Annotated in this window: 18 protein-coding genes and 2 tRNA genes; 9 read left to right on the top strand and 11 right to left on the bottom strand. The window is 42.5% G+C overall.

Features of this window, described 5'->3' with window-relative positions; translation table 11 throughout:
- Position 1: 1 nt before the first annotated feature.
- Positions 2 to 1,402: an LLM class flavin-dependent oxidoreductase gene (locus F887_RS01075; protein WP_005297448.1), complete on the bottom strand. Its 1,401-nt coding sequence runs from the start codon at positions 1,400 to 1,402 to the stop codon at positions 2 to 4.
- 356 nt (positions 1,403 to 1,758) lie between these two features.
- Here F887_RS01075 and F887_RS01080 point away from each other — a divergent pair, with 356 nt between their 5' ends.
- Together F887_RS01080 and F887_RS01085 are read left to right on the top strand one after the other, a co-directional pair.
- Positions 1,759 to 3,009 (top strand): SfnB family sulfur acquisition oxidoreductase, encoded by a 1,251-nt coding sequence (locus tag F887_RS01080; protein ID WP_005297446.1) that lies wholly within the window; start codon positions 1,759 to 1,761, stop codon positions 3,007 to 3,009.
- Positions 3,010 to 3,021: 12 nt separating this feature from the next.
- Positions 3,022 to 4,281: an acyl-CoA dehydrogenase family protein gene (locus tag F887_RS01085; RefSeq protein ID WP_005297442.1), complete on the top strand. Its 1,260-nt coding sequence runs from the start codon at positions 3,022 to 3,024 to the stop codon at positions 4,279 to 4,281.
- A gap of 65 nt (positions 4,282 to 4,346) precedes the next feature.
- Here the strand turns inward: F887_RS01085 and F887_RS01090 are convergent, their stop codons facing one another.
- A complete protein-coding gene (locus tag F887_RS01090; protein ID WP_416201972.1) occupies positions 4,347 to 5,189 on the bottom strand; it encodes a DMT family transporter in 843 nt (280 codons plus the stop codon).
- A 159-nt stretch (positions 5,190 to 5,348) separates the two neighbouring features.
- On the opposite strand from F887_RS01090, the gene F887_RS01095 reads away from it, so the two are divergent.
- On the top strand, positions 5,349 to 5,900 hold the full coding sequence (locus F887_RS01095) for a helix-turn-helix domain-containing protein (protein ID WP_005297439.1): 552 nt from the start codon (positions 5,349 to 5,351) through the stop codon (positions 5,898 to 5,900).
- Between the two features lie 82 nt (positions 5,901 to 5,982).
- Here the strand turns inward: F887_RS01095 and F887_RS01100 are convergent, their stop codons facing one another.
- From F887_RS01100 to hisB, 6 genes are all read right to left on the bottom strand, one after another.
- Positions 5,983 to 7,440: a SulP family inorganic anion transporter gene (locus F887_RS01100; protein ID WP_005297438.1), complete on the bottom strand. Its 1,458-nt coding sequence runs from the start codon at positions 7,438 to 7,440 to the stop codon at positions 5,983 to 5,985.
- 229 nt (positions 7,441 to 7,669) lie between these two features.
- Entirely contained in the window at positions 7,670 to 8,401 is a 732-nt protein-coding gene (gene hisA, locus F887_RS01105; protein WP_004803807.1) for a 1-(5-phosphoribosyl)-5-[(5-phosphoribosylamino)methylideneamino]imidazole-4-carboxamide isomerase, read from the bottom strand.
- A 66-nt stretch (positions 8,402 to 8,467) separates the two neighbouring features.
- Positions 8,468 to 9,124 (bottom strand): 3'-5' exonuclease, encoded by a 657-nt coding sequence (locus tag F887_RS01110; protein WP_005297436.1) that lies wholly within the window; start codon positions 9,122 to 9,124, stop codon positions 8,468 to 8,470.
- A gap of 99 nt (positions 9,125 to 9,223) precedes the next feature.
- Entirely contained in the window at positions 9,224 to 9,769 is a 546-nt protein-coding gene (locus F887_RS01115; RefSeq protein ID WP_005297435.1) for a DUF805 domain-containing protein, read from the bottom strand.
- Between the two features lie 154 nt (positions 9,770 to 9,923).
- On the bottom strand, positions 9,924 to 10,541 hold the full coding sequence (gene hisH, locus F887_RS01120; RefSeq protein ID WP_005297433.1) for an imidazole glycerol phosphate synthase subunit HisH: 618 nt from the start codon (positions 10,539 to 10,541) through the stop codon (positions 9,924 to 9,926).
- Positions 10,541 to 11,134 carry an imidazoleglycerol-phosphate dehydratase HisB gene (gene hisB, locus F887_RS01125; RefSeq protein ID WP_005297432.1) on the bottom strand — a complete coding sequence of 198 codons (594 nt, stop codon included), beginning with the start codon at positions 11,132 to 11,134 and terminating at the stop codon, positions 10,541 to 10,543. The genes hisH and hisB overlap by 1 nt, the downstream gene beginning before the upstream one ends.
- A 104-nt stretch (positions 11,135 to 11,238) precedes the next feature.
- Here hisB and F887_RS01130 point away from each other — a divergent pair, with 104 nt between their 5' ends.
- From F887_RS01130 to F887_RS01145, 4 genes are all read left to right on the top strand, one after another.
- Positions 11,239 to 11,616: a GNAT family N-acetyltransferase gene (locus tag F887_RS01130; protein ID WP_005297430.1), complete on the top strand. Its 378-nt coding sequence runs from the start codon at positions 11,239 to 11,241 to the stop codon at positions 11,614 to 11,616.
- Positions 11,617 to 11,718: 102 nt separating this feature from the next.
- Positions 11,719 to 11,794: transfer RNA gene (locus F887_RS01135), tRNA-Phe, on the top strand.
- Between the two features lie 140 nt (positions 11,795 to 11,934).
- Positions 11,935 to 12,010: transfer RNA gene (locus F887_RS01140), tRNA-Phe, on the top strand.
- Between the two features lie 96 nt (positions 12,011 to 12,106).
- Complete coding sequence (locus tag F887_RS01145) at positions 12,107 to 12,829, top strand: class I SAM-dependent methyltransferase (protein WP_005297429.1); 723 nt, start codon at positions 12,107 to 12,109, stop codon at positions 12,827 to 12,829.
- 65 nt (positions 12,830 to 12,894) lie between these two features.
- Here the strand turns inward: F887_RS01145 and F887_RS01150 are convergent, their stop codons facing one another.
- The 3 genes from F887_RS01150 to ompR form a co-directional block, all read right to left on the bottom strand.
- Positions 12,895 to 14,409, bottom strand: a complete 1,515-nt coding sequence (locus F887_RS01150) for an acetyl-CoA hydrolase/transferase family protein (protein WP_005297428.1) — start codon at positions 14,407 to 14,409, stop codon at positions 12,895 to 12,897.
- Between the two features lie 296 nt (positions 14,410 to 14,705).
- On the bottom strand, positions 14,706 to 16,160 hold the full coding sequence (locus F887_RS01155; protein ID WP_005297427.1) for an ATP-binding protein: 1,455 nt from the start codon (positions 16,158 to 16,160) through the stop codon (positions 14,706 to 14,708).
- 17 nt (positions 16,161 to 16,177) lie between these two features.
- On the bottom strand, positions 16,178 to 16,942 hold the full coding sequence (ompR, locus tag F887_RS01160) for an osmolarity response regulator transcription factor OmpR (RefSeq protein WP_004657337.1): 765 nt from the start codon (positions 16,940 to 16,942) through the stop codon (positions 16,178 to 16,180).
- Positions 16,943 to 17,281: 339 nt separating this feature from the next.
- On the opposite strand from ompR, the gene F887_RS01165 reads away from it, so the two are divergent.
- The gene (locus F887_RS01165) at positions 17,282 to 19,636 is read left to right on the top strand and encodes a Tex family protein (protein ID WP_005297425.1); all 2,355 of its coding nucleotides are present in this window, start codon (positions 17,282 to 17,284) and stop codon (positions 19,634 to 19,636) included.
- Positions 19,637 to 19,914: 278 nt separating this feature from the next.
- Positions 19,915 to 22,104: a SulP family inorganic anion transporter gene (locus F887_RS01170; protein WP_005297422.1), complete on the top strand. Its 2,190-nt coding sequence runs from the start codon at positions 19,915 to 19,917 to the stop codon at positions 22,102 to 22,104.
- Positions 22,105 to 22,271: the final 167 nt, after the last annotated feature.

Raw genomic sequence — 22,271 nt, 5'->3', positions numbered from 1 at the left:
ACTAAGCGAGTTCTGGATTATTGACTGCCTTTGTCGTTGAATGATAGCGATAGTGCGCACCGCGATGTTGTTCTGTCAGAAGTGGACCTTGACCAAACAGCTTTTCGCGTAAGGTTCCTTCAGTATAGTCCGTTTGATATACCCCACGTTGCTGAAGTTCAGGTACCAAGTATTCCACCACATCCTCAAAAGTCTGATGCGCCAAGATATAGGCCAAGTTAAAGCCGTCAATATCGGTTTCTTCAGTCCATGCTTGTAGCTGATCGGCTACAGTTGCAGCTGAGCCCACCAAGATTGGGCCATTCCCGCCAATACTAATAAATTTCGCAATCTCTTCAATGGTCCAAATGCGATTCGGATCTGCTTTTACATAAGAATCAAGCATCGATTGGATTGCATCAGTATGAATATATTCAACTTTGTCTTCCGCATGAAATTGTGAAAAATCGACTCCAGACCAGCCAGATGCCAAAGTTAAACCGCCGTGATAACTGGCGTAGTTTTGATAGTCTTTAAATTTCTCCTGAGCTTTTGCATCACTTTCATCGACCACGATCGACAGCATGGTATAAATCAAAATCGAATACGGGTCTTTACCTTGCTCAATCAGCTTGGAACGGATGCCTTGTACCAGTTTTTTCACAGCTGCTTTGGTCGGTGCTGAAATAAATACACATTCTGCATTTTGGCTGGCAAATAACTGTCCACGATTGGATGCACCTGCTTGATAAAGCACAGGGGTGCGTTGCGGGGAGGGCTCACAAATATGGATGCCAGGAACACTGAAATATTGACCTTGATGGTTGATGGGATGAACTTTGCGATGATCTGCAAAAATCCCTCGTTCCTTATCACGTAAGACTGCATCCTGCTCCCAAGAACCTTCCCAAAGCTTGTAGAGAACCTCTAAATATTCGTCAGCAATATCATAGCGTTGATCATGGCTGACTTGAGTTTTAAGGCCTAAATTTTTTGAACCACTCTCCAAGTATGAGGTCACAATATTCCAACCAATGCGCCCTTTGGTCAAATGATCCAAGGTACTCATCCGCCGTGCAAACGGATAGGGGTGTTCAAAAGAAATGGAGGTGGTAAGTCCAAAGCCTAAGTGTTTGGTGACAGCTGCCATGGCAGGCACGATTTGCAAGGGGTCGTTGACAGGAACTTGGACTGCGCCAGTGAGGGCATGTTCTGCGGATTGATGATAAACATCGTAAATCCCTAAAACATCCGCAATAAAAACCCCATCAAACTTGCCACGCTCTAAAACTTTTGCCAAATCGGTCCAATATTCGAGGTCTTTATATTCGGTAGAACGATCAAGCGGATGCCGCCACAATCCTGGGGATTGATGTGCAATACAATTCATCTCAAAGGCATTAAATCTAATTTTCTTGATCATTACTCTTTACTAAATGAAAGCTTTTTATAAATATTAATGAAAAGATATCTAATTTATTAATCATAAAAAAAATCAATGTTTATCATGAATCTATTGAATAGCGTATCTGGTTTTACTTTTTGTTATTCTTTTTTAATGAAATTCAAAAAGTTATTTTGCTTTCTTAGTATGCATGTATTGAGGTGGAAATGAATGCTATAAACGTGGTTTTTATTTGATTTTAAATAACTATTTAAAAAAATCAGTGGGTGGGTGATTTTATTTTAAATAAAAAGATTTGTTTCTAAATTTAACTTATAAATAGAAAATAAAAATAGTGCTAGTTTATTTTTATAAATGAGAAATGAGTATTTATAATGACCTCGAAAATAGAAATAAAACTGGAAGATGCACAGAGTATTCCCCAAGATTTTTACTTAAATAATACGCCAGCACATGTGATTGCTTCAGATCAGGAAGCCCTCGCTGTGGCACATCGCCTAGCAGCTACTTTTGCCCAAGAGGCGGCGAAGCGTGACCATGAGCGAAAACTGCCTTTGCAAGAAATCCAGCAATATTCTGCCTCAGGTCTTTGGGGAATTAATATCCCGAAACAGTTTGGTGGTGCAGGGGTAAGTTATAAAACCCTTGCTGAGGTCGTGACGATCATTTCCAGTGCAGATTCATCTCTGGGGCAAATTGCACAAAATCATTGGGCCTTTTTAGAACATATCCGTTTGGATGCTTCATTGGAACAACAGCAATTCTTCTTTGCACAAGTATTGGCAGGTAAGCGCTTAGGCAATGCATTTTCTGAAAAAAACTCAAAAACAGTCGCGGATCTGACCACCAAAATTGAATTCAAAGATGATTATGCGGTCATCAGTGGTCAGAAATTCTTTGCCACGGGGGCGTTATTGGCACATTGGATTCCTGTGGTTGCAGTCAGTGACGATGCAAAAGTATTTGCTGCACTGGTGCCACAACATACGTCTGGATTGACCATTGTAAATGACTGGAGCAGTTTTGGTCAGCGTACCACAGCCAGTGGCAGCGTGCAGTTAGATCATGTGCGTGTCGATCTGAAATATGTGGTTCCGATTCATCAGGCTTTTGAACGTCCTACCGCAGCAGGTGCAATTTCGCAAATTATCCAGTCCGCTGTCGATGCCGGTATTGCACGTGGGGCCATTGAGGAAACGATTGGTTATGTCCGTGAATATGCACGCCCTTGGATTGATTCAGGTTTGGAACAAGCCTCTGATGATCCCTATACGATTAGTAATATCGGTGAGCTGAAAATTAAACTGCGTGCTGCGGAGGCGGTTTTAGCTTTGGCGGGCGAGGCCATTGATCGCGCTTTAGCAAATCCCACTGAGGAAGCCGTGACCGAAGCAACGTTGATTACTGCTGAATCTAAGGTACTGACCACTGAAATTGCATTACTTGCCGCCAATAAATTATTTGAGCTGTCTGGCACCCGTTCAACCTTGTCGGAGTTGAATCTGGATCGACACTGGCGTAACGCTCGAACACATACGCTGCATGATCCTGTGCGTTGGAAATACAATCTTGTGGGTAATTATTATCTGAATGGTGTGGCATTACCACGTCATGCGTGGAGTTGAGAGGAGCGTATTATGACAATTCAAAGCAATCAAAATCTCTCATTGGGTGCGCATTATGAGCAGGTGGCGGGCAAGTTCCGTCCGATCTTTGCGCGTATTGCAGAGGGTACGTTAACGCGTGAAAAGAATAGAATTTTACCTTATGAGCCCATTCAATGGCTAAAGCAGGCTGGCTTTGGTGCTGTACGTGTCCCTGTCGCTTTTGGTGGTGATGGTGTTTCGCAAAAGCAATTATTTCAGTTGTTGATTGAACTTGCTCAAGCCGATTCCAATGTGGTGCAGGCATTACGCGGTCATTTTGCCTTTGTCGAAGATCGTTTAAATGCACACAAAACTGAACCTCAGACCTTATGGTTTGAACGATTTGTACGTGGGGAAATTGTCGGTAATGCATGGACTGAAATTGGTAAAGTCGAAATCGGGGATGTCGTGACCCGAGTGACGGCAGCACAAGATGGAAAATTACGTGTGAATGGTCAGAAATATTACTCCACAGGCACGATTTTCGCAGACTGGATTGATTTATTCGCTTTGGATGAAACCACCAATCAACATGTGATTGCTGCAGTTTCTACTCAAGCAGAAGGCATTGATATTGTCGATGACTGGGATGGTTTTGGTCAAAGAACCACGGGCAGTGGAAGCTTAACGCTCAGCAATGTCGAGATTGCCCATGATCATGTCCTTGTCTTTGAAAATCGATTTAAATATCAAACCGCATTTTATCAGGTGGTGCATCTGGCGACTTTGGCGGGCATTGCACAAAGTGCAGTGCAAAGCTTTAAGCAGGAAGTGCAGAAGCGTACTCGTATTTATAGCCATGGCAACGCGGGTTTAGTACGTGACGATGCGCAAATTTTACAGGTAATTGGCAAAGCCTCTGCGCAGGCTTATGCGACTCAAAGTATTGCACTAAGTACTGCGGAAGCATTGGATGAGGCCTATCTGTATCATTTTCAAAATGATGAACAAGCCGAGTTAGCAGCCAACGAACGTGCCGAGTTAGCGTCATCACAGGGGCAGGTGGTGATTGCGGAATTGGTGTTGAATTTGAGTACCGAACTCTTTAACGCCTTAGGTGCATCCGCCAGTACCACGGAAAAACAGCTGGATCGCTTTTGGCGAAATGCACGTGTCATAGCCTCGCATAATCCACTTATTTATAAGCAGAAAGTGATTGGCGATTGGGAAGTCAATCAAGCGCCCTTGCCTTATGTATGGCAAATTGGAAATAGTCCTGTTGCAGCGAAGCAAAATGAAATTCCTGCCTAGAGAAAACCAAAGTGCATAACAGTGCTTATTTTTCATCGGCACTGTTATTCATCTTCTCAATTGCCTTATTTATTTTCTATAATTTTCTTCTTTTCAAAAAATTTAAATTTCAGCTCGCTGACTAAAATACCGAGTACCACCAATAAGCCACCAAACAAAGCCAATAAAGTTAAGCGTTCTCCGGCAATACGACCGATTACACCTGCCCATACGGGTTCACCTGCATAAATAATCGCAGCACGTGTTGGATCAACCATCCGTTGGGCCCAATTCATCACAAATTGAATTAAAGCACTGGTCAAACCTAAAGCGACGGCAAAAATCACCAAGCTCCATGAGAAGTTTGGAATGCTGTGTTCACCCACCATGGGCATACTGGCAAAAGACAATAATGATGCCACTGCCAATTGAATGACGGTGACCCGTCTTAGGTTTACTTTTCCTGCAAAATAACCAATCAGAATAATTTCTAAAGCCACGGCAAATGCACAGATCAAGGTTAAGATTTGGCCATAACTAAAGTTAATATTTGAAAAGCCATTACCCGTTAAAAAGATCAATCCGATAAAGGCCAACGCTGTGCCGACCCATGTCATCAAGGGTGGTCGTTTTTGAAAGATCATCCACATTAGAAATGGGACAAGGGGGACATAAAGTGCGGTTAGAAAAGCAGACTCGCTGCTCAGAATCGTTTGCAGCCCAATGGTTTGTGTACCATAACCAATTGCAATCAAAACACCTATCGCTGCGCCTGCCATGGTTTCTTTGAGTGTTAGCCCACGCATCGATTTCATTGAAATCAAGAAAATGGCCAGGGTTGCAACTGCAAAACGACAACCTACGAAAAACATGGGGGTACTAAAGTTCAGTGCATATTGCACGGCTAAAAAGGTGCCACCCCAAATCATGGTAACGACAATAAGTGCAATTTGTGCGGCTTTAGGTGATTGTGATAAAGCAGTCAAGACATCGCTCCAGTGAGATATAGTGCAATATATTGCACATATTGCATTGCTTTGAACTATTGTGCAATATATTGCTCATATTTTTATTTGTTGTGATTATCAATGAGTCATTCAGAGGTGGTATTGGAATATGTCGGACAGAATATCCGCCTTTTCCGAACGGAACGTCAATTGAGTCAGCAAGACTTGGCAGACCAAGCTGGTGTTAGTCGCCGTACCATCGCAGCCTTAGAAACAGGGCAGGTTAATATTAGTTTGGCCAAGCTGGATGCAATTGCAACAGCTTTGGCTGTGGACTTTAAAAGATTGGTCAGTGCATCGGCCTTAAATGAATCTGCGATTGTGAATACCTTGGCTTGGCAAGGACAGTTCCCTGAAAGTCGGGCAACTTTACTCGCCGCTGTACCTGCCCATGCTCAGGTGGAATTATGGAATTGGAGCTTAGCTGTTGGAGAGGTTTATCAGGCTGAAGCGGACCAAAAAGGTTGGCAAGAATTGATTTATGTCTTAGAGGGAGAATTAACCCTGTCGTTTGAACATGAAAATCGAGTCGTTCAGGCAGGGGATTCAATTTTATTTGAAAGCTCTGTCGATTATCGGTATCTCAATCAGGGCGACACCCGCGTGCGCTTTATTCGCAACGTTATTTATTAATCCTGAAAAAGCGCTTGAGCTGGTTGCTTTAAGCGCTGTAGTTTGACGGATTTTGGATTGGGTTCATCCATTTTTGAGCATATTAAATCGAAGTCTGATGTGTACCATATTTCTCAATCATGATTGAACTTGCTTCGTTGAGACCTCGCACACTGACGTGCACGCCTTTACGCTGGAATTTATACACTACACTGTCGATCATCGCCACTGAGGTGACATCCCAAATATGTGAATGGGTTAAATCAATCATGACGTCATTCACGTCTTCGTTGAAATCAAAACACTGCATGAATTTTTCTGACGAACTAAAAAAAATCTGCCCTTTGAGATCATATACCCGTGTAGAACCTTCAAAATAGCACTCAACACGAATGTCTTGTTCTAATTTATTGGCAAGGAATAACGCTGATAACAACACACCTGTCAGTACACCCAAGGCTAAATTATGAGTGGCGACCACCACAATGACGGTGGCAAGCATCACGATATTGCTGCTCATAGGATTGTTTCTAAAACTGCTGATGGATTTCCACTCGAAAGTGCTGATAGAAACCATAATCATGACTGCAACCAAGGCTGCCATTGGAATCACTTTTAACCAGTCACTGATAAAGACCACTAAAATTAAGAGGAAAATACCTGCCGAGAAAGTTGATAAACGGGTCAACCCACCTGATTTGACATTAATCATGGACTGTCCAATCATGGCGCAACCTGCCATGCCACCCATAAAACCAGACGCGATATTGGCAATACCTTGACCCTTACATTCTTGAAACTTGTCGCTTGGGGTGTCGGTCATTTCATCAATAATGGTCGCGGTCATCATAGACTCAAGTAAACCAACTGCAGCTAAGGCAACAGCATACGGAAAGATAATTTTTAAGGTTTCAAAGTTGAAGGGAATATCTGGAATCAAGAACACAGGCAGTGTATCGGGTAATGAACCCATGTCTCCGACGGTTCGAATATCAATGCCGAAGTAGATTGCAAGCAGCGTGATTGTAATAATACAGACCAAAGGCGAGGGGAGTAATTTTCCAATCTTCGGGATGAGTGGAAATACATAGATAATGCCTAGACCCAGTAAAACCAATGTATAGACCTGCCACGTTACATGCACTAGTTCAGGCAGTTGCGCCATAAAAATTAAAATCGCCAGCGCATTGACGAATCCAATCACTACAGATTTGGAAACAAAGCGCATGAGTTTTGCCAGCTTTAAATAGCCAGCCATGATTTGTAAAACACCTGTGAGCAAGGTGGCGGCAAGTAGATATTGTAAGCCATGCTCTTTGACTAAACTGGCCATGACTAGAGCCATTGCACCCGTTGCAGCAGAAATCATCGCTGGACGACCGCCGACAAACGCAATCACAACTGCGATACAGAACGAAGCGTATAAACCGACTTTGGGATCTACCCCTGCAATGATAGAGAAGGCAATGGCTTCAGGAATAAGTGCTAAACCGACAACCAGTCCAGCCAAAATATCCGCACGGATATTGGAGAACCATTGCGCTCGAAGATTGGATAACATAGAAATAGCCTATTTTTTAGGAATTTTTAAAGGCTAGTGATGTGATATACAGACACACAACTACACCACATCACTAGACAGTGATGAGTTAATACATAGGGCATGTAAAAAACTTAAGGTGGCGTAAGCATCATGTGAGGAGAGAAGACCTGAATTGGGACTGTGGCTAGAATAACATTCAAAGGACCAAAGCTCTAGCTATTCTGACAATAACTAGAGCTGACAATGCTTAGAGCGATTGTTGGTCTAACAATAACTGCGCTTCACGAAGGCTCAAGGTGCCTTCATAGATTGCACGACCTGTGATCGCACCAAGGATGCCTTTTTTATCTTTTAGATTGCGGACATCATCCAGATTGGTGACACCACCTGATGCAATTACAGGCAGACCTGAATAATTGGCCAAGTTCACAGTCTGTTCAACGTTAACACCTTGCATCATGCCATCACGGGCAATATCGGTATAAACAATGCTTGATACGCCTGCATCCGCAAAACGTTTGGCAAGATCAGTCGCTTTCACATCAGTGACATTGGCCCAACCATCTGTTGCCACCATACCGTTGATCGCATCGATACCGACAATGATATGACCTGCAAAGCGTTTACATGCTTCTTCGACAAACTCAGGCTCTTTTACTGCTTTGGTGCCGATAATTACGAAAGAAACGCCAGCTTCTAAATAATGTTCGATAGTTTCAAGTGAACGGATACCGCCACCAATTTGAATTGGTAGTTCAGGCTGCGCACGCGCAATGGCTTCAACCACAGGTTTATGAATCGGCGTACCTGCGAAAGCACCATTTAAATCGACTAAATGTAAACGACGTGCGCCTTCATCCACCCAATGTTGTGCAGTTGCCACAGGGTCTTCAGAGAAAACGGTATCGTCTTCCATACGTCCTTGTTTTAAACGGACACATTTACCATCTTTCAGGTCAATTGCTGGGATGATTAGCATGCTTTCGCTCCTTGCGTCATCATAGAGTTTAAATTGGCTACATATTAGCAAAGTATTGATCAATCGCTAAGCCTTGTCTGCTGAACCTTCAAGTATTCTCATGATTTGTTGCAATAATTGTGGTGTGAGTAATCGTTGCTGATACAGTTGTTCGAAGCATAACAATGCTGCATAGGCATCTGCTGCGGCATAATTGATTTGTTGTGGGCTGAGATTTTTAACCGACCAATTTGAGGTGCTGACTTTCTTGCTTTTGGCAAAATAACGTTGGAACAGCAGCGCAATTGCTGTTTGGATACCGACTTGAGCGCTATAACCAAAATTTGCAAAGCTTTTGGATAGATCAATCATGGATTGAGGATTGATTCCTTTAGCACGAAAAATATGGGCGTCATTCTTCAGCCCAAAACCGACTTTGAGTTGCTGTTCATTTTCGAGAATAGGTCGAAGAAAATCTAAAATTTCAGCATTGACTTGGAATAGATAAGCCCTATCTGGTGTTGCAAGTTGGATCAGGTGAGGACCTGTCGATTTTTCTCCAACTTTGAACGTTGGCTTGGATTCAGTATCAAAGCCAAAAACCTGAGTGGAGTGCAGTTCAGCTTGGATGGCTAAACACTGTTCAAGCGTTTGGATGACTAAGAGACGATCTGTGCTTAGGTTCTGAAATGCAGGCAATGCACGGATTTGTTCTTTGCTTAACGGAACGTTAGATGGCTGCATATTCATCAGATTAAAAATTCAAATCGTTTGATTGAGCTTAAAGGGTTTTATTGAAATAAAAAAGCCAAGTCGGAACTTGGCTTAGTAAACATGATGTATTTATTCAGCTTGATTTATCTGTTGCTCAATCTGAGCTTGCTGGCTTCTTTGCACATATTCCTGATATGCAGGAACTGCGCTGCCCACTAAGGCAAAAATGACGGCAAGTGGAATAATTACAATATAAATCCAGCCCAAGACTTTTTCCCAGCCTGATGTCTCACGTTCAACACCAAACTTATTTTCGCCTGCCGTTCCTTTGGCACAGAGTAGATAAATAATGAAAATGAAATTTACAAAGGGAACAATGGCTAATAACGACAACCAACCCGTTTGATTTCGGTCATGTAGACGACGAATGGTAAATACAAAAGAAAAATAGACGAACACGATATAGAGAATGATAAACAGGACAATTGCGAGGATTGGATAATCTTGCCCTTGTTCGAGATTGCCACCAGTCACGAGCACAGCGCCAAATGCCAAGACAAAAATGATAATCACTGCGATGATTGAACTTAACAATGTCCAAGCTGCATAGGATAGTCGACCAAAACGGCCTTTGGGGCTCAGTGGATGATCCACGCTTTGAGTTAATGAATTCATTGTTATTCCTATCTAAGTGTTTTTATGGGATTGTAAAACTTAAAAAATATATTATGCCTTAGAATATTAAAGAAATTTTTTAAAATTAATGCTTAAATTATTTTATGAATAACAGATCAAGTCATAACAAAGGACTTGATCTGTATGAGCGAGCTTAAATCTTCCATTCCACAAAGTTTTTTAACAGCTGTAAACCAGCGGTATGACTTTTTTCAGGATGGAATTGGGTCGCAAACAAATTGTCTTTATGAATAGCGGTGCAGAAATTCACGCCGTAATCACAGGTTGCCGCGATGATTGAGGTGTCTTTAGGTTCCACATAATAGCTATGGACAAAGTAGAAACGTGCATCTTGCTCAATGTTATTCCACATGGGATGACTTGGATCAAGTTGATGTACTTGGTTCCAACCCATGTGTGGCACTTTTAAATTTGGAATTTCAGGAAAGTGTTTTCCCACACCTTCAAAAATACCCAAAGCATCTACACCACCATTTTCTTCCGAGCTTTGTAGCAGCGCTTGCATGCCGACACAGATCGCTAAAACAGGTTTGTTGAACGCGGCTTGATGCACCACGTCATCAATCCCTGCCTCACGCATGCCTTGCATGCAGTCACGCATAGCACCAACACCCGGGAAAACAATTTTATCGGCTTTGGCAATCAGTTTAGGATCATTGGTGACATCAACTGTTGCCCCAACATGCTCTAAGGCTTTTGCCGCAGAATGCAAGTTGCCCATGCCATAATCAAGTAACGCAATACGGGTCATTACAAGCTACCTTTGGTCGAAGCAATGGTATTTTCTGCACGTGGATCAACTTCACAGGCCATGCGCAATGCACGCGCCAGTGCTTTAAACACACTTTCGATCTGATGGTGGCTATTTTTGCCTTTCAGGTTATCAATATGTAATGTCATCAGTGCATGATTGACAAAACCTTGGAAAAATTCCGAGAATAAATCGACATCAAAGCTTCCGACGCGGGCACGTGTATATGGAATATCCATAAATAAGCCTGGGCGACCAGAAAGATCGACGACCACACGAGACAGTGCTTCATCTAATGGTGCATAAAAATGACCATAACGACGTAAGCCCTTTTTATCACCCAAAGCTTGCGCAAAGGCTTGTCCCAAGGTGATTCCACAGTCTTCAACGGTATGATGATCATCAATTTCTAGGTCACCATCGCAATGAATGTCGATATCAAATAGACCATGACGCTTGATTTGATCAATCATATGGTCTAAAAATGGAACTCCAGTGTTGAGTGTGCCTTGACCAGTACCATCGAGATTGAGACGAACTCGAATTTTTGTTTCGTTGGTATTTCTTACCACTTCACTGATACGTTGCGTCATGGACACGTTCCTCAAAAAACGTCAAAAATGATTGAATTAAAAACCAATAGTTTCGCTGTGACGAAAAAGTGACAGCATCATAGTTTGCTCAGGAGGGTTAATCAATGCCTATTACCGTACATGCTTACAGTTCTCTGGATAATCTAGGAATTCGTACTCAGCTAGAGCGACTTTACGATACCAGCCCAGAGTTTGGTGATGGGCAAGATGCACTGGAACAACTTGAACAAAATCTCCAGCAATATACCACAGTTTACACTGCCGAATTTAACACCAAAATTATAGGTGCAATTTGGGCAACAGGACAAGGTGAAAGCCGTGTTTTGGAATATATTGTGGTGCATCCAGCCAATCGTGGCCGTGGGGTTGCAGAACGTTTGGTTGAAGAAGTTTGCCGTATGGAGGAAGAGCAGGGGGTTAAACAGTTTGAGCCAGGTTGTGGGGCAATTCACCGCTGTTTATCGCATCTTGGGAAAATCTAAAGCCGCTTAGCTTGCTCTTTGGAGTAAAAATAAGCGCTTAAGAGAAAAATCCACAAATTTGCTTGACGGGCTTAGACAAACATTGTTTAATACGCCCACTTTGGCGTGATAGCTCAGTAGGTAGAGCAACGGATTGAAAATCCGTGTGTCCCCAGTTCGATCCTGGGTCTCGCCACCATAAATTTGTATTTTCAATCCCTGATCCCATCAGGGATTTTTTTTATCCGAAATTTGATTGCGTGAAAAATGTGCATTCAAATCAAAAGCCCATGATAATTATTGACTATTCAGCTGAGATACGGCTTAATACACCCCATCGGCGTGATAGCTCAGTAGGTAGAGCAACGGATTGAAAATCCGTGTGTCCCCAGTTCGATCCTGGGTCTCGCCACCATATTCAAAAAGCCTCAAACTTTGTTTGGGGCTTTTTTTATCTCTATCATATTTTGCTATATTGGTGCTCAGTCAAAAATTTTAAGAAGAAATCACGATGAAAGACTTATTTTCTGAGCAAAGTGAACTTTATCAACAGGCGCGGCCAAGTTATCCACAATTGCTGATCAAAAGCGTATTAATGCACCTCAATCACTTTGAGCGAGCGTGGGATTGTGGTGCGGGTTCAGGGCAATTAACGCAACTGATCGCACCCTATTTTCAAACGGTGGTCGCGACTGATCTCAGTCAGAGCCAATTGGATCAAGCACCTGCATTTGCCAATGTCGAATATTTACAACAAGCTGCTGAACAACGTGCTTTCCCTAACCAGTACTTTGACTTGATTACCGTTGCACAAGCGATTCATTGGTTTGATTTTGAAAAATTCTATGCAGAAGTGAAACGGACATTAAAGGTCGATGGTATTTTTGCAGTCATTGGCTATGGCCTATTACAGCTTGATGATCAGGATTTAAATGATCGCGTACTGCGCCTCTATCGAGAGACTTTAAATAGCTTCTGGGACGCAGAGCGACGTTACATCGATGAGCATTATCAGACCATTCCATTTCCCTTTGATGAAATTCCTATGCCGCAGTTCCAGATCGAGTTGACATGGACAGGGCCGCAGCTTTGGGATTATCTCAATACTTGGTCGGCGCTAAAGCATTACCAAGATCAATTGCATGTCAGTGCTTTGACAGATTTGCAGGATATTTTGCAGATTCAAAAGCCGATCCAGGTCACTTTTCCAGTGTTGCTCAGAGTTGGGCGATAAGTGGTCTAAAAGTCAGGCAATAAAAAAGCATGCCGAAGCATGCTTTTTGATGAGGAGCTGGGGGATTAAGCTGATTTAGCAATATCCACACGCGCTAACATATGACCTGTTTCTTCAAAGTTGGCATGCCATGACAATGCTTCACGAAGAATATGAGGGGTATGACCACCACGTTCGCAAGCGCGGTCGAAGTAATCATTTAACGCACCTTGATAAAGTGGATGTACGCAGTTGTCGATAATGACACGGGCACGTTCACGTGGCGCTAAACCACGTAAATCAGCCAAACCAACTTCTGTTACCAAGATATCCACGTCATGTTCATTGTGATCGACATGGCTGACCATTGGGACGATCGATGAAATATCACCGCCTTTGGCAATTGATTTGGTTACGAAGATGGCCAAATGTGCATTACGGGCAAAGTCACCTGAACCACCAATACCATTCATCATTTTGGTACCACATACATGGGTTGAGTTCACGTTGCCATAAATATCGAACTCAAGCGCAGTGTTAATCCCGATAATGCCTAAGCGACGTACGATTTCAGGGTGGTTGGAAATTTCTTGTGGACGTAACACCAACTTGTCTTTGTATTTTTCAAGATTACCAAAAACGCGCTCGCCACATTGTGCCGATAAAGTGATTGAGCTGCCTGAAGCGAACTTCATTTTACCTGCATCAATTAATTCAAAAGTACAATCTTGAAGTACTTCTGAATACATCACCAAATCTTCAAAATTTGAATCTTTAAGGCCTGTTAAAACAGCATTGGCAATCGAACCAATACCTGCTTGCAACGGCCCTAGATTCTTCGCTAAACGGCCTTCAGCCACTTCTTTCTCGAAGAATTTAATCAAGTGGTTAGCAATGCCTTGAGTTTCAGCATCAGGTGCGGTCACAGTTGATGGAGAATCCGCCGTATCATTCAATACGATACCCACAATTTTCGCTGGATCGATTGGAATCGCAGTCGAACCAATACGATCATCCACTTGCGTTAACGGCAGTGGGGTACGCGTAGGGCGATAGGTTGGGATATAAATATCGTGTAGACCTTCGAAGTTTTCACTAAGAGATGTATTGATTTCAACAATCACTTTTTCTGCAAAAATTGCAAAGCTCGCCGAGTTACCTACAGATGTGGTTGGAACGATATGACCATCTTCGGTAATCGCTACAGCTTCGATCACCGCAACATCAGGACGTTTCAATTGCTGGTTACGCATCTGCTCAACAGTTTCAGACAAATGCTGATCGATAAACATCACTTCGCCATTGTTAATCGCGCGACGTAAGGTATTGTCGACTTGGAATGGCATACGACGGGCAAGAACACCTGCTTCCGTCAATTGTTTGTCTAAGTCATTGCCGAGACTTGCACCCGTAATTAATGTGATTTTTAACGGATTCTTTTTCGCTTGTTCAACCAATGCTTGTGGTACTGCTTTCGCTTCACCAGCACGGGTAAAACCGCTCATACCAACCGTCATATCATTTTTAATAAACTGAGCTGCCTGCTCTGCACTCATTACCTTGTCATGCAGTGACGCAAGGCGAATACGACTTAAAGACATCATCCATTCTCAATATTGCTTTTCATTGGTTATGGATTCTATCGCTAAAACATGAAAAGTGGATTGAAATAAGGCTAAGGTCTAATACAGGTGAATACGCTTTATTCAGTTGCGATGCGATAGGCGATTTTCTGTGTGATATTTAATTGAATTCATGCAGAAAAACAAATTGGGTCTTAGATTTTGGTTCATGCTCAGGCGCTCTTCAACGGAATAAAAGTCTTCAATCTGGTGGTGTTTTGATTGAAGACTTTAGTCGAAGAGAGAGGGGTGCATTGGACACTTAAGCGCAGTTTTTAAAAGCGCCCGGTCAAGGTTTGTTTGATTTTGTCGATTGCGTTATTTTGAGGTTCTTCCTCTGGCGCGATATTGATTGGAAGGGAAATCACCACTTCCAAACCACCTTGTTCACGATTGCGGATGCTGATTTGTCCTTGGTGAATATCGACAATACGTTTCACAATCGCCAGTCCAAGCCCACTCCCTTGTATGGTACGAGCGGAGTTGCCGCGAACAAAGGGTTGCATCAGCTCTTCCACTTGATCGGGTGGAATGCCTTCACCATGATCTGCAACTGTAATCAAAATGTGATCATCGACGTGGCTGGCAGAGAGTTCAATTGGCTCTGCACCATAGCGCTTGGCATTATTGACCAAATTGGCAATCAGTCGTTTTAAAGATAAGCTACGCGCTGGAATGATCGGTAGCTCTTGCGCCTGAAAACGGATATCTAGTGGTTTGAACTGTACTACCACTTCTTGTAATAGGGTATTCAGGTTAGTGTCTGTGAGTTCTTCATCTGAACCATCACGCATATAGGAGATGAACTGATTCAGAATCGCATCCATGTCATCGACATCGTAGATCAGGCCTTCACGAAAGAACTCATCTGGCAGCATTTCTGCAGTGAGGCGGATGCGTGTCAGTGGTGTGCGTAAATCGTGGGAAATACCTGCCAACATAATTTGGCGATCACGTTCGGTCTGTTCAAGCGTATATACCATGTGGTTAAAGGCTTGATTGACCTGACGGATTTCGAGTGGACCATGGTTGGTATCCAGATAGGGAGCTTTACCTGTTTTACTATAATTATTGGCTGTATTTTGTAGACGACGCAAAGGTCGGTTCATTTGTCGAACCAAAATCAAAATAATGATGGAAGATACGATTGGAACCCCAAATAACCACGCAGCGATCAACTCTACGCTGTAGTTGGTATAGGTTTTGAGTGGTTCTCTTACCCAGTTGCCATTCATCTCTGGTGTTTGAATCCAGATACGAGGGATCGGTTTAAATTTAAAATAAACTGTGACGTTTTCTACACCAAGTTCTTTTGCCAGTTTAGATTCGATCTGATTGGTGAACAGTTCTGCCAAGAATTTGTCTTCAACTTTGGGGAATTCTCTCGGATCGGTCACATATTCAATGCCAATCCGGTTTTTTAACCAAGTGTCGACATCGACCTCACTATCGCGATGCAGAATACGGATATCTGGATTATTCACCAGTTCTAATTCAATCGCGAGATAACGGGCGTGTTGCTGTAACTCAGGAAGATAGAGAGTGCGCCAAAAGAACCACAAGGACATAAATAGGCTGAAAAACACCATGAACAAGACCAAGATGGTCGTACGCATGGCAGCAGAACGCGGTTTAATTTTATCTAAAAAACGTTCCCATTGGGTTCGTGGCCTTTCGGAATAAGCCGCGAACTCAGTAAATTCTTGTGGATCAATTGGTTCAAGTTTCAACGTTTTATTTCCTAAGCTTATTCAGCGCCATCTGGAACAAAAACGTAGCCCACACCCCATACTGTTTGGATATAGCGTGCACGAGCAGGGTTATCTTCAATTAAACGACGTAGACGAGAGACTTGGACATCAATCGAGCGCTCCATCGCACCCCATTCACGGCCACGCGCCAAATTCATCAATTTATCGCGTGTCAGTGGTTCGCGAGGATGCTGAACCAGTGCTTTCAATACTGCAAACTCGCCTGTGGTTAAGGTAACGACTTGACCTTCACGGGTTAAGGTACGCGTAGAAAGGTCGAGTGACCAAGGACCAAAGCTCACCACTTCCACTTGTTGGCTTGGTGCACCAGGTACTTCACGCACTTGTCGGCGCAATACTGCACGAATACGAGCCAACAATTCATTCGGGTTGAATGGTTTTGGTAAGTAGTCGTCTGCGCCTGCTTCAAGACCCGCGATACGATCAGAGTCACTACCACGCGCTGTCAGCATAATAATGGGTGTATCGATATTGGACTGGCGTAAACGACGACAGATACTTAAACCATCTTCTACAGGGAGCATAAAATCGAGCACGATCAGCGAGAACAATTCACGTTGCAGTAAACGGTCCATTTGGGTTGCATCATGGGCAGTTTTTACCACAAAGCCTTTATCTTCTAAAAAGCGTTGTAACAGCGTACGCAAGCGCACATCGTCATCGACCACTAAGATGCGTTCGACCCGGTCTGTCTCATGGTGTACAGTTTCCGTCGATTCGGCAGGTACAACTAAACTCATGATGTGCTCCTTTATCGTTTATTGTCATCGTCTTTATGCAATGCGATTGTGAAATATCAATAGACCTTTGAGTATACGATTCATTGCACAGTTTTGGCTATGTTATAAAGCAACAAATATTGCCAATAAAATCAAGAGATAGATACCAAATATATACAGGCAAAATTATGACAATCAATCTATTTTTCAATATTTAGGCGAAAAAATCTTGGTATTTTAGAAACATTCAGCGATTTGCATAAACTACTTGCACAATATTCAAAAAAACAATGGTGGATTTTATAGCCATGAACTTTATAATCAGTGCTTTTAGACTTAACCCTTGTGGAATCAATCACGATGACTGACTTAGTTCAGCAGTTGGCAAATGAACTTGCCGTACGTCCAAACCAAGTAGAAGCTGCTATTCGTTTAATTGATGAAGGTGCTAGCGTTCCTTTTATTGCACGTTACCGTAAAGAAGTCACGCAAGGCTTAGACGATACGCAATTACGTCAACTCGATACACGTTTAACATATTTACGTGATTTATTTGAGCGTCGTGAGAAGGTGATCCAATCTTTACAAGAACAAGATAAATTAAGCGATGATTTATTGGCGCGTGTAAATGCAGCCGAGACTAAAAATGCATTAGAAGAAATTTATGCCCCGTACCGTCCAAAACGGACCAGCAAATCATTTAAGGCGAGAGAAGCTGGCTTAGGCATCATTGCAGAAAAAATTATTGCAGAACAAGTTGATCCAACTGAAGCTTTGGCTGGTTTTAGTCATGAAGACTATCCAGATGTTGAAAGCCAACTGGATGCGATTCAGCATATCTTGATTGATGACTGGGCGCAAAATATTGGGTTAACCACAGAATTAAAACAAACTTTTGCTAAAACTGCGGCACTGAAAAGTACAGTGGCTTCTGAAGAGAAGAAAGAAGTTGGCAAGAAATTCCGTGATTATTTTGAATTCTCTGAAAACCTGAATAAAGTACCATCGCATCGTTTATTGGCAATGTTACGTGGCCGTCAAGAAAATGTATTGGGTTTGAAAGTTGATGGTGAAGATGATGCACCACTGGCTCGTATTGAAACTGAATATAATCTTGAACAAATTCAACCACAAACGCGTCAGGATTATTTAAAGCAAACGGCAAAGCTATTCTGGTTAGGCAAGATTCGTCCGCAAATCGAACATTCATTATTAACGGATAAACGTTTGGCTGCTGAAGCTGAAGCAATGGATGTATTTGCTGAGAACTTGCGTCATTTGTTGCTTTCTGCACCTGCTGGTGGTCGTACAACTTTAGGTGTTGACCCTGGTATCCGTACAGGCGTGAAGCTTGCCGTGGTGAGTAATGCTGGTGATGTTCTTGCGCACAGCACCATTTATCCATTCGCTCCAAAAGAAGATAAAGAAGGTTCTATTACAGAACTTGCACGTTTGTGTCGAGAGTTCCACGTGGAACTTATTGCGATTGGTAACGGAACAGCAAGTCGTGAAACTGAAGCTGTTGTTGCTGAAATGATGGCTGCCAATACTGATCTGCAACTTACACGTATCACTGTCAGTGAAGCGGGTGCATCGGTTTACTCTGCAAGTGAATTGGCTTCACAGGAGTTGCCTGAATTGGATGTTTCAATTCGTGGTGCGGTTTCAATTGCGCGTCGTTTACAAGATCCGTTGGCTGAACTCGTTAAAATTGATCCTAAATCAATCGGTGTAGGTCAATATCAGCATGATGTGAATCAAGCAGGTTTGGCAAAAACATTGGATGCTGTGGTTGAAGACTGTGTGAATGCTGTGGGCGTGGATGTAAATACTGCTTCTCCAGCGATTCTGGCGTATATCGCAGGTTTAAATAAAGCAATCGCACAGCAAATTGTTGAATATCGTAAAGAAAATGGTCGTTTTGATAACCGTCAATCTTTGAAAAAAGTGCCACGTTTAGGCGAGCGTACTTTTGAGCAGTCGGCAGGTTTCTTGCGTGTGCAAGATGGTTCTGAGCCATTGGATGCGTCTGCAGTTCATCCTGAAAGTTATGGTTTGGTAGAAAGAATTGTTGCTGCTAAAGCTACGACGGTAAAAGACATTATCGGTAATACTGAAATCATTCGCCAAGTCAAAGCAGATGAATTTGTGGATGACAAATTCGGTTTGCCAACCATCCAAGACGTTTTAGCTGAATTGGAAAAACCAGGCCGTGATCCACGTCCTGAGTTCCGTACCGCGAAGTTCCGCGAAGACATCACTGAAGTTGCACAACTGACTGAAGGTATGCAGCTTGAAGGTGTGGTGACGAATGTGACTAACTTCGGTGCTTTCGTCGATGTGGGGGTGCATCAAGATGGTTTAGTGCATATCTCTGAACTTGCAAATGAGTTTGTCTCTGATCCGCATAAAGTGGTGAAACCGGGTCAAATTGTACAAGTGCGTGTGATGCAGGTAGATGTGGAACGTAATCGTGTCAACTTGAGTATGCGTGCAGAAGGTTCTGCACCTGCAAAAGCTGCGCGTCCACAACGTGCGCCACAAGATCGTACGGAACGTTCAGAGCGTAAGCCGCAAGGCCAACGTCCACCACGTAAAGAAGGTGACTTTAAGCGTCCGCAGAATAACAAGCCAAAAACTGAAAAACCACAAGAGCAAAAAATTGGTGGTTTAGGCGCATTGTTATTACAAGCGGGAATTAAAGGCTCTAAGTAAATTTATAGTTTCTAAAAAACCTCCTTCGGGAGGTTTTTTTATTGCTGATTATTTTAAAAGTTATTCATAAGAGATTTAAAGCCAGATCAATCCCAAGATGAGGCGAATCTTAAGATCAACAAAAACACGCTTAAATTGATAAATAAATATACAACGTTATAACGTAACCAAACTTTAATACTTCTACTTTGTCCGACAATATCATTCGAGCCTTGAGTAGGGAAACACACTTTCAGGCAGTAAAAACTAATTATTTTTTTATTATAAATGGTTGCCTTATGACGAGTTTAGCACTGAAGAATAGATTCCATTTAAATGACCTTCTTTCAGGAGTTGTCGTTTTTTTAGTGGCTTTGCCCCTATGTTTAGGTATTGCCTTAGCATCTGGAGCACCGATCATTTCAGGTATTATTGCAGGAATTGTCGGTGGTATTATCGTTGGATTACTGAGTGGCTCTCACATTAGTGTCTCAGGGCCAGCAGCAGGACTGACAGCCGTTATTCTGGTGCAATTAGATCAATTAGGCGGCAATTATGCCGCTTTTTTATTGTGTATTGTATTTGCAGGGATTTTGCAGATTCTATTTGGATTATTTAAATTAGGTTTTTTTGCGAACTTTATTCCTAATAATGTGATTTTGGGATTACTGGCTGCAATTGGAGCCATTCTAATTGTGACTCAACTCCCTTATTTATTTGGCTTATCCAACTTTTCTTGGCAGATGTTGTGGACCAGTACACCAAATGCCTTAGTTCAGCATTTTGATTTGGGGGCTGCCTTGATGGGTCTGCTGAGTCTATTTTTGATTCTGGCTTGGGATAGCAGTCCACTAAAAAAACTGGCCCTACCTTCTGCATTGATTGCAGTTGTACTGGCTGCGGGTTTAAATTTTATTTTAATCAATATTGGTTCGCCGTGGGCAGTACAAACCGATAACTTGATTCAATTGCCAAATATATTACAAGCGCCCCAAGAGGTTCTGGTTTTTCCCGACTTTGCTTATCTGACAGAACCGCTGATTTACACTGGAGCTGTAACGTTGGCAATCGTGGCGTCATTAGAAACATTACTGAATTTAGAAGCTGCCGATAAACTGGATTCACAAAAAAGATCTTCTCCACCCAATCGTGAGTTGTGGGCACAAGGAGCAGGCAATATTGTGTCGGGTTTAATTGGTGGTATGCCTGTGACATCAGTGATTGTACGGAGCTCGGTCAATGCTAATACAGGTGCTCGTAGTAAATGCTCCACGATTATTCATGGTGTACTTTTATTACTGGCAATACTGTTTTTTGTCCCACTCATGAATATGATTCCGCTATCTGCTCTAGCAGCCATTTTGATTGTGACGGGTTTTAAGCTAACGCATCCAAAATTATTCAAACAGTTGTATCAAAAGGGTTGGAAGCAGTTTTTACCTTTTATTATTACGTTGGTTGCAATTCTACTGACAGATTTATTGACCGGGATTGTGATTGGTTTGCTAACCAGTAGTGCATTTATTCTCTATGGTAATTTTAATAAAGGTGTTCGGGTTTATAAAGAGAAGCATTTGCACGGCATCGTGACCCGTATCGAATTGCCTTCACAGGTGACCTTTCTGAACCGCTCAGCTTTGATTTCAGCCTTGGAACATGTGCATAAACATCAACATCTTATTATTGATGCGACCCAATGTGATTCGATTGATCCAGATATTTATCAAGTGATTCAAGACTATCAAAGTGAAACCGCAAGCAAACGCGAGATCGACCTTAAATTAATTGGGTTTAAACAACATTATCAGGATGTCGATGAAGCCGCGCTGGATATTTATATTAGTACTAAAGATTTACAGCGTAAATTAAGCCCACAGGAGGTCATCACTTTACTTAAAGAAGGGAATGATCGTTTTGTTAAAAATGAGCGTTTACAACGGGATATATATCGTCAGATTCGGGTCACTGCCGAGGAAGGGCAGCATCCGATTGCCGCAGTACTAGGTTGTATGGATTCACGTGCACCGACTGAAATGATTTTTGATGTCGGGATAGGCGATTTATTCAGTTTAAGGATTGCAGGAAATATCGCCGGACAGAAAGTGCTGGGTTCGCTTGAGTTTGCCTGTCAGGCCAAAGGCTCCAAGGTGATTCTGGTTTTAGGTCATACCGATTGTGGCGCAGTCACCAGTGCATGCCAGTTACGCTTACAGCAGAAACAGATCTCTGAGGTAAAGGAGATGCCACATATACAATATGTATTGGGGCCACTGATGCATTCGGTCGACAGTGTCTATGACATTATGCAGCCGCGTGATTTAAGTAACGCTTTTATCAATCAGGTGACAGCAATGAATGTACACTACAATATTCAATACATTATTACGCATAGTCCCGTGTTAAAAGGCATGCTGGAACAAGGCGAAATCGCAATTATCGGTGCAATTTACAATGTTCAAACTGGGCAGGTCGAATTTCTAGATTGTTAACTCCAAATTGAGAAAGCGCGTCTTTTTTGAGGCGCTTTTTTATTTTTTTCACTACAGAAGTTTTCTTTTGGGGAAAGAAAATAAATCACTGCCTAATTTTATCATGGATGTAGAATAGTTCTTAAAAACAGCAATTTTGTTCTATAAATCTATCTGAATCGCGTTAA

The organism is Acinetobacter sp. NIPH 2100 (assembly GCF_000369805.1).
Taxonomy (GTDB): Bacteria; Pseudomonadota; Gammaproteobacteria; order Pseudomonadales; family Moraxellaceae; genus Acinetobacter.
Note: the sequence above shows the minus strand (reverse complement) of the source record. Positions and strands in the feature narration are given on the sequence as shown.